Here is a 6,446-nt window from a genome sequence, read left to right as displayed (position 1 = left end):
TGCGGGTGCCCAGCACCGCCGATTCCGACCGCCTGACGAAACGCTGTGGACCTTCCGCCGTTGGTGTGGGTGCAGCCCGCCGACGGCCGCGGAATGACCCGCGATCCCCGCTGATGCAGGTAGTGGCGTGATTAGGGGTGTGCGGCGGTCATGCAGCTCGACCAATCCCACACTTGGGGGGTATCGGGCTTGGCGTTGACCAGCACATACTGGGAATATGACCATGGTGCGGAAGGCGGAACCGCTACGCCCGGGGGTGCGGGAGGTGGCGATCGGAACCGCCGACAGCATCGAGTTCCGGCACGCAGTTCTCGACGCCATCCGCACCCGCATTCCCTACGACTTCGCCGTTATAGCAACGACCGACCCGGCGACACTGATGCCCACGTCGCAAACGACGGTCGGCGTCGACTCCCTGCCAATCCATACCCTTGAACTTGTCGCCCAATTGGAATACGGCCCAACGCCTTACGCGAACGCCATCGGCAAGCTGGCTCGGACTCCCGACGGAGTCCAGACGATTCGCGATGCCATCGACGGTGATATCCGTCAAGCGCTTCCCTATGTCGAGATCCTCGAACCGATGGGGATGCACGATGAGATACGGCTGGTCTTTCGCGGGCGCGACAAGCTCTGCTGGGGTGTCGGGACAGTGATGCGCGCCCCCGGACGGCGGTTCAGCGGCGAGGAGGTGCGGATTCTCGCCGGTGCTGCCCGCGAGATCGGCGAGGGGCTTCGCTTGTCGTTGATCCGGCAAGCACCTCGGGTGCTCGCGGAAGTGGCCGGTGGGCCGGCCGTGGTGATCGTTGGGCCCGGCGACGAGGTGGAGTCGGCGACGCCACCAGCGGTGGAGTACCTCGATCGGATGAGTGACGAATGTGGAACCCGCATGCTTCCCGTGTTCGCGGCCGTGCGTTTGCGGAACTCGGGCGCGGCGACCGCGGTCACGCGGGCACGAACGATCGACGGCGAATGGATCTCCATCCGGGCCGGGAAACTCGACGGCCGCGGCACAGCGGGGCGTGTGGTTGTCACACTGGAACCGCGAGACCCGCGGAGATCATCTCGCTGCTGGCCGCCATCCACGGCCTCACGGCACGGGAGTCGGAGGTACTCGGCCACGTCCTCGCCGGCAAGACACGCGTCGAGATCGCCCACCGACTCTTCGTCAGCCCCTACACCGTGCAGGACCACCTGAAAAGTATCTACGCGAAGACCGGGGTGAACAGCCGCCAGGAACTCGTCGCGCACCTGTTCTTCACCCATTACCTGCCGCGTTACGGTGCACCGGTCGGACCGGACGGCTGGTTCGCCGGCGGAGAGCGCGAGACGAACAAGGACCGCGGTTGACCTGTCCGTAGCCGTTGAGTCAGCTGCGCCGGTGCCGGGAGGTGATGGGACCAACACCTCGGCAGCGGCGGATCGGAGTGGGATGGCAGCGGCGGTCCGTCGCGATCGCCGGCGAAGTCGACAGCGACAGCGACCCCTGGGGGCGCCGTCGGCGAGCACACCGACCCCATCAACGCAGACGTAAGAAGTACCACGAAAATCAGATGGGAAGGAAACATCATGGGACACAGTGACACCCACCAAAAGTTGCATGGCATGTTCAACGACCGTGACTTCGACGCGATGGACGCACACCTGGACACCAGCTTCACCTACGAGGACGTGCCGCGTGGCCTGACACTGCACGATGCGGCCGAGTTCAAGGACTGGCTGCGCGGGTGGACGACCGCGTTCTCCGACGCCCGGATCGTTGCCCGGGAGTACCTGGAAGGGTCCGACTTCTCGGTGTCGCTGTTTCAGGGCACGGGCCGCAACGACGGCCCCTTCGGCGACCTCCCACCGACCGACCGGAACATGGACGTCCCGTACTGCGAGATCATGCACTACGGACCCGGCGGCAAGGTCGCCTCGTGCCAGATCTACTACGACCAGGTGACGCTTCTGAGCCAGCTGGGTCATATCAACCCCACCGGGGTGACGGCATGACAGTCGGCCGCCGCGCCGAACCCTGACGCTCGACTGCACGGGACGCTGGGTCCGCGTGCGAAAGGGAGTAATGCCATGGCTGACATTGTGATCGTCACGTTCGACGCCGGTGGGAACGTGCCACCCGCGTTGGGGATTGGTCGAGAACTCCGGAAACGTGGGCATCGGGTGCGGGTGCTCGGTCACCAGGGGCAGCGACCGGTGGTCGAGGCGGCTGGACTCGAATTCCGCGGCTACCGGAATTCTCCCCGATGGCCCCCGCACACGGAGGTGAGTACCTGGACCGTGCTGACCATGGGGCTCACCATGGTGACGGACCCGGGGATCGGGTGCGACCTGCGCGAGGTGGTGCGGGACGATCCGGCCGACCTGGTGGTCATCGACTGCATGCTGTTCAACGCGCTCGACGCGGCCGCGCGTGCGGGATTGCCTCACGCCGCGCTGTTCCATACGTTCTACGCCGCCTTCGACGGCTCATTTCGGCACGGGCCCTTCGGCATCGTCCCGCGGTTGAAGGGGTTGGGACCGCGCCGTCTGTGGCGGCAAGCCGACCTGGCGCTGGTGTGCTCGGACCCGGTCCTCGACCCGGCGGGTACACGGTCCCACGACGGCCACCTGGTGTGGACCGGCGCGGTGCACGACGCGAAGGCGGCGGCCGTGGGCCGCACCCCGCCGCGGGTGCTCGCCAGCCTCAGCACGTCCGGCTTCCCCGGTCAGCGCCGTGCCCTGCAGAACATCCTCGACGCCGCCGAGGACACCGATATCGAGCTGGTCGTGACGACCGGCCCCGCCATCGATCCCGCGGCCTTCCGTGTGCCCGCGAATGCCAGCGTGCACCGGTATCTTCCGCACAACGAAGTGATGCCGACCTGTTCCGCGGTGATCGGGCACGGCGGGCACGCCACCGCGTTCCGTGCCCTCGCACACGGCCTGCCGATGCTGATCCTGCCGATGTCCGCGCTGACCGACCAACGGACGATCGGCAAGACGGTGGCCGCGACCGGGGCCGGCAAGGTGCTCCGGAAGACGGCAAAGCCCAATCAGATTCGGGCTGCCCTCGACGAACTCCTCGCTTCGGAGAGCTATCGGACGGCAGCCGCCACGCTCGGCGCCCGCATCCGGGCCACCGATGGGGCCTCGGCCGCGGCGGATCAGCTCCTGACACTGATCGACCGCTGAACGGTGTGGCGGCGGGATGGCGGCGACGTCCGGCACCATTCTCATCGGGCCGGAGCGTGCCCCGGTGCGGTGACGGTGGTGGGCGCCGCACCCCACCGAACGGCGGCGGCGGCGGCGAAGTCGCCGGCGTGCGCAAAGCCGGCGAGCAACACCAGTGATCCGTCGGGGATCCGGCCGGCGCGGTTCTCGGCGTCGAGGGTGACCGGGATGGCGGCGCCGAAGAGGTTTCCGCAGTCGTCGAACGTGTCCGGATGCTGCGCCGGGGTGAGTTCGAGGGCGTCGCGCCAGTTTCGCAGGAACAGCCGGTTCGGCTGGTTGGTGACGAGGGTGTCGATGGCGATGGGCTTCACGCCGATTCGATCGCACACCGCGAGCGCCACCTCGGGCACCAGTCGGTTGCCGCGGGCGAAGACGGTGGTGATCTTTGATTCGGTGAACGAGATGTGTAGTTGTCCGGTGCCGGGTTCCCAGTATTTGCGGGGTGGGTCGATGTCGGCGGTCATGTCCCCGGCATGCTGGGGGTAGTGGCGGCATTCGATGCCGAGGATCGGAGCCTGATCCGACTTGCGGAGCAGTCCGACTCCGCAGCCGTCGCCGGGCACCGCTGCCTGCGCGAGTGGGCGGACGTCGGGTTGGGTGAAGATCTGGCCGGCGCTGTTCTGCACCGTGACGATCAACGCCGTGCGTGCAGAGCCGTTGGTGGACAGGATCGTTCGGGCGAGGTCGATCATGTGAATGAAGGCGGCGCAGCCCCCGTTGTGCACGTCGAGGATGCACTGCGGGTTCATCCCGAGGCGGCGTGCCAGGTCGGCGCCGCAGCCGAGCACGGGCAGGTCCGGCAGTTGGGTGTGGGTGATCAGGACGTCGACCCCCGCGATCGCTTCGGGGCCGTGGCGCGCGATCAGCGGGGTGATGGCGCGTTCGGCCATGTCGACGGCGGACTCGCCGGCGGCCACGTGGTGGCGGTGGGTGGGCGCACGGAACATGATGCTGCGCGCCATCCGGTGAGGGCGTGCGTACCGGGCGAAGTAGTCCGTGTCGACCGGGTCGCCGGGGAGATAGCTGGCGACGTCGATCAGGCTCATGGGGGGTGTCGGTGGGATGTCCATGGCCTCATCTCATCCAATCGGGTGTGATCGGCAGGCCGTGGCGGGCCCGGTATTCGCACAGGGCGGTGAGATTGTTCAGCTCGAGCCGGTGGCCGGCGGCGAACATGTCCCAGAAGTCGCCGACCCAGGGCACCCGGTCCGGGGGCGCGGTGTCCGGGTAGGGGTTTCGGTCGTAGAACGGGTGGTGGCAGTTCGTCCACAGCACCACCGATCCGGGTTTGTCGAACACCGTTTGTGCATCGACCACCCGCAGCAGGTAGATCATCCACAGATGCCGGCCTTGGTCCCAGGCACAGTGATAGTCGACGGTCATCGCGTCCGGGTTCGCCGCGGTCCGGGTGTAGATGGTGGTGTCGGATCCGAGCCGGTCGTGGGCGGACCACAGTCCGGGCTGTTCGGTCGGGGCGAATCCGCGGAGGCTGTAGGTCCATTCTTCGAGGCTGCGGGTGTCGGCCAGGTAGTCGTAGACGCCGCGGGGTGGGGCGGCGATGTAGCCGTTGACGGTGCAGTACTCGCCGAAGACCTGCTGGTGCGGGTACACCGACCGGAGCATGTCCAGGATGATCGGGGTGGTCGCGTCGCGGTCGGAGGTTTCGATGCGCAGGATCCCGGGGATCACCCGGCCGGGGAGGTCGCTGAGGGCGGGAAGAGGGGTGGTCACGGCGTTCCTCCTCGATCGTGGGCGAGTTCCAGGAACGGAAGGAACGGGGGGATCTCGTCGGGGTCGCAGTCGACGGCGATGAACGTCGGCCCGCTGGCGGCGGCGGCTTCGAGTGCGTCGAAGAGTTGGTCGAGGGTGCGGGCCGGGTGCGAGGGCATCGTGGGGAACATGGCGGCGATGCCCTCGGCGAGCCTTGATGGCCGAAACCGGTTGAAGCTGTATCGGTCCCGGTAGAGCAGCTGCTCGCGGGTGACGCACATGGCGTGGGCGTTGTTGTTGAACACGATGAACGTGATCGGCAGGTGGTGTTCGATCGCGGTGTGGATTTCCATGCCGTGCATGTAGAAGGCGCCGTCGCCGGCGATGACGAAGGTCCGCCGCTGGTGCGCGCAGGCGGAGCCGATCGCGGCGCCGAAGCTGTAGCCCATGCCGCCCATGCCGAGTGCGACGACGAACCGGCCACCGCGCGGCACCGGCAGGTGGTGTACCACTGCGGCGCCGGTGTTGCCGGCGTCGGCGAAGATATCGGATCCGGCGGGCAGCATCGCGGCGATCGCCTCGACGGCCTCCCGATAGCGCATCCCGGGCCCGGCGGACTCCGGGATCTGCAGCGGAGTCGGCCCTCCGTGAACAACAGCATCGGATGTGTGTCGCGGCGACAGCATGTCGGCGAGTGCGGCCAACGCGTGGCGCAGGTCGAGGCTGGCCGCGTGCGTGGTGGGCAGATACGGTGGCTCGGCGCCGACGCTGGCGACCGGGACGGTACCCAGGGCGGCCTCCAGACCGGCGCGGGCGGTGGCCGGCATGCGGGTGCCGATCAGTAGGCACAGCGCGCAATGCTGCACCGCGTCGATCAGTTCGGTGTGCCCCATGGTCCCGGCGACTCCGCAGAAGCCGGACTGGTCGGCCGGGTAGACGTCCTTGGCGTCCGGGGCAACCCCGACGGTCGCGTCCAGAGCGGCGGCGAGATCGCGCAACGGGTCCCGGGCGTCGTCGCGGGCCACCTGGTCGCCGGCGATGAGCACGATCTTGCCGGTCCGCCGCGCCGCCGCGAGCAGATCCCGGACCCGTGCCAGCCCGACCCGGTCGTGGCCGGATCGGCGGGGCGGCGGGCGGAACGTGAAAGCGTCGCCGACGGTGGACTGCTGGATATCCTTGGGCAGCAACAGCACCGCGGGCCCCCCGCCCCGTGCCGCGGCCACCGCGCGTTCCAGATGCCCGCCGAGGTCGTTCGGCTGCTCGACCCTTGCGCAATGGCGGGAGACCTCGGTGAACAGCCGGACCGCGTGAATCGAGCCGGCCTTGCCGCTCGAGTCCTGGAATGCGCCGGTGCCTTCGAGTGTGGTGGGCGGCTGCCCGATAAGGGCCAGCACCGGCACTCGGGAGGTGTAGGCCTCGGCGAGCCCGGCCACCAGGTTCATCGCACCGCCGCCGGAGGTCGCGGCCACCACCCCGAGGCCGCCGGTGCTGCGGGCGTAGCCGTCGGCCATGGTGGCCGCGGC

The 6,446-nt window shown here is 68.4% G+C and carries 7 protein-coding genes; 3 read left to right on the top strand and 4 right to left on the bottom strand.

Annotated features, from left to right (window positions below):
* Positions 1-244: 244 nt before the first annotated feature.
* Positions 245-757 (bottom strand): hypothetical protein, encoded by a 513-nt coding sequence (locus MLGJGCBP_RS51720; RefSeq protein WP_236581098.1) that lies wholly within the window; start codon positions 755-757, stop codon positions 245-247.
* 215 nt (positions 758-972) lie between these two features.
* Here MLGJGCBP_RS51720 and MLGJGCBP_RS51715 point away from each other — a divergent pair, with 215 nt between their 5' ends.
* The 3 genes from MLGJGCBP_RS51715 (at position 973) to MLGJGCBP_RS14885 (ending at position 3,174) form a co-directional block, all read left to right on the top strand.
* Complete coding sequence (locus MLGJGCBP_RS51715) at positions 973-1,350, top strand: response regulator transcription factor (protein ID WP_236581097.1); 378 nt, start codon at positions 973-975, stop codon at positions 1,348-1,350.
* 219 nt (positions 1,351-1,569) lie between these two features.
* Complete coding sequence (locus MLGJGCBP_RS14890) at positions 1,570-1,995, top strand: ester cyclase (RefSeq protein ID WP_160096510.1); 426 nt, start codon at positions 1,570-1,572, stop codon at positions 1,993-1,995.
* A 75-nt stretch (positions 1,996-2,070) separates the two neighbouring features.
* Positions 2,071-3,174: a glycosyltransferase gene (locus MLGJGCBP_RS14885; RefSeq protein ID WP_160096508.1), complete on the top strand. Its 1,104-nt coding sequence runs from the start codon at positions 2,071-2,073 to the stop codon at positions 3,172-3,174.
* A gap of 41 nt (positions 3,175-3,215) precedes the next feature.
* Here the strand turns inward: MLGJGCBP_RS14885 and MLGJGCBP_RS14880 are convergent, their stop codons facing one another.
* The 3 genes from MLGJGCBP_RS14880 to MLGJGCBP_RS14870 form a co-directional block, all read right to left on the bottom strand.
* Complete coding sequence (locus MLGJGCBP_RS14880; protein ID WP_201453066.1) at positions 3,216-4,283, bottom strand: 3-oxoacyl-ACP synthase III family protein; 1,068 nt, start codon at positions 4,281-4,283, stop codon at positions 3,216-3,218.
* A 4-nt stretch (positions 4,284-4,287) separates the two neighbouring features.
* Positions 4,288-4,944, bottom strand: a complete 657-nt coding sequence (locus MLGJGCBP_RS14875) for an SRPBCC family protein (RefSeq protein WP_160096506.1) — start codon at positions 4,942-4,944, stop codon at positions 4,288-4,290.
* Positions 4,941-6,446 (bottom strand): thiamine pyrophosphate-binding protein (locus MLGJGCBP_RS14870; protein WP_160096504.1); only part of this gene is annotated, 1,506 nt, incomplete at its 5' end. The genes MLGJGCBP_RS14875 and MLGJGCBP_RS14870, both read right to left, overlap by 4 nt.

This window comes from Rhodococcus sp. T7 (assembly GCF_009872365.1).
In the GTDB taxonomy this organism is placed as follows: domain Bacteria; phylum Actinomycetota; class Actinomycetes; order Mycobacteriales; family Mycobacteriaceae; genus Rhodococcus_F.
This window is presented reverse-complemented; position numbering and strand designations above follow the sequence as displayed.

Coding starts and splice junctions, on each gene's coding strand:
- MLGJGCBP_RS51715 (WP_236581097.1), top strand. CDS start 973: ATGGATCTCCATCCGGGCCGGGAAACTCGACGGCCGCGGCACAGCGGG.
- MLGJGCBP_RS14890 (WP_160096510.1), top strand. CDS start 1,570: ATGGGACACAGTGACACCCACCAAAAGTTGCATGGCATGTTCAACGAC.
- MLGJGCBP_RS14885 (WP_160096508.1), top strand. CDS start 2,071: ATGGCTGACATTGTGATCGTCACGTTCGACGCCGGTGGGAACGTGCCA.
- MLGJGCBP_RS14880 (WP_201453066.1), bottom strand. CDS start 4,283: ATGGACATCCCACCGACACCCCCCATGAGCCTGATCGACGTCGCCAGC.